This window comes from Achromobacter sp. (genome assembly GCF_057314935.1).
Genome location: NZ_DBHKZA010000043.1, coordinates 1 through 1,705, shown reverse-complemented (window position 1 = coordinate 1,705; position 1,705 = coordinate 1). Strand labels below are relative to the sequence as shown.

Below are 1,705 nucleotides of genomic sequence, written 5' to 3'. Positions count from 1 at the left end.
CCGTCGGCGCAGGCGCTGCTTGGCGCCGACGAATTCGAGCGCTTGCGCCAGGTGGCGGCCGTTTTGCTGGACAAGCGCAACGATTCCGGCGCCATGCCTTTCGCGGCGTGGGTGGAATCGCTGTGGCGCCGCCTGGGCGGCCCCGCGCTGTATGCCGGCCTATCGGTGGCCAATGACGCGGAAAGCCTGTTCCAGCTGGTCGAACGACTGGCGCCGCACGGAGGCATCGACCCCGCCGCGTTGGACGCGGGCATTTCGCGCCTGTTCGCCGCCCCCGATGCGGCGGACGAAGACGACGGCGCGGTCGAGATCATGACCATGCACAAGTCCAAGGGCCTGCAGTTTGAAACGGTCATCCTGTACGGCCTGCACCGCGCGCCGCGCGGCGACCAGGCGCCGCTGGTGCGTTTCGAGCAAAGCGGCGGACGCGTGCTGTTCGGCCCGGTCAAGCCGCGCGCCGAAACCGAGGCCGACCCGGTCTCGCGCTACCTGGGCGCACGCGAAGCGCGCCGCGCCTCCTACGAAATCGATCGGCTGCTGTACGTGGCGGCTACCCGGGCGCGCAAGCGCCTGCATCTGGTGGGGCACGTGTCGCTCGACGAGGCCACCGGCCAGATCAAGACTCCGCCCTCGGCCAGCCTGCTGGGCCGCCTGTGGCCCTGCCTGGAAATGCCGGTGCCGCCGTCATTGCAGGGCGAGGCCGAACCCGACGCCGCAGACGGTCCGGAATGGCAGGGCGAACCGTTGCGGCGGGTGGCAAGCGAAGGCCTCGCGCAACTGGCTCGCCTGTCCGACATCACGATCAGCCCCGGCTTCGGCGCAGCCGCCCGCGGCGTCTGGGGCGACGGCAGCGAACATCCCGCCTGGCAGCTGGAAGCCGGTTACGACGCCGCCATCGGCACGCTGGCCCACGCATGGCTTGCCCGCATCGGCCAGGACGGCGTGCACGCCTGGCCTGCGGATGCCCTGACGGACCGGCTGCCCGCCATGCGCCGCCAACTGACGCGCGCAGGCATCCCCGCCAGCCAGGCAGACGCCGCCGCCGAAGCGGTGCTGGAAACCTTACAGGCCACGCTATCGGACGACCGCGGCTTGTGGCTGCTGTCCCAATCCGGCGCCCGCCGCGAATGGCCCCTGATCGACGCCGCCGGCAAGGTATCCGTCATCGATCTGGCCCTGAGCACCGAAGACGGCTGGCTGATCGTCGACTACAAGACAGGCCGCCCCCACCCCGGCGAACCCCCCGCCGCCTTCGCCACCCGCATGCGCCAACGCCACGGCGAACAACTGCTGCGCTACTGCACCCAAGTCACCGCCCTGGACGGCCGCGTAGCAAGAGCTGCCCTCTATTTCCCAAGAGCGAAGGCCTGGATCGATTTGCAGCAGTAGTTCGCGAGGAGGTCGTTTTGACCAGGAGTCAATACGCGCGTAGCCCGGCAAGCAGCGATGGCGACATGCCAGGAGCTGCCAAGCATTCACGGTTGCCTGATTGGTTGCGCGCGCTGGATGTGGGGCTTCTTGCGGCCGACATCTCGCGCTCCACCCAACCTACGCCATCGGAGCTCCGTTCAGCGAAGCAAAGCGAAGGATCGCCCCACAAGAAATCAAACGAAGGCAGCAAAGAGGCGAGCGAAGCAAGCGAAAAAGGCAAAGCGAAGCAAGCAAAAAAGGCAAAGCGAAGCAAGCAAAAAAGGCAAAGCGAAGC

The 1,705-nt window shown here is 67.8% G+C and carries 2 protein-coding genes; both read left to right on the top strand.

The genetic code is table 11. The annotated features are described in order from the left end of the window. Positions 1-1,389 (top strand): 3'-5' exonuclease (locus ACO6D5_RS16965; protein ID WP_485826005.1); only part of this gene is annotated, 1,389 nt, incomplete at its 5' end. A 65-nt stretch (positions 1,390-1,454) separates the two neighbouring features. Further along, positions 1,455-1,705 (top strand): hypothetical protein (locus tag ACO6D5_RS16960; protein WP_485826004.1); only part of this gene is annotated, 251 nt, incomplete at its 3' end.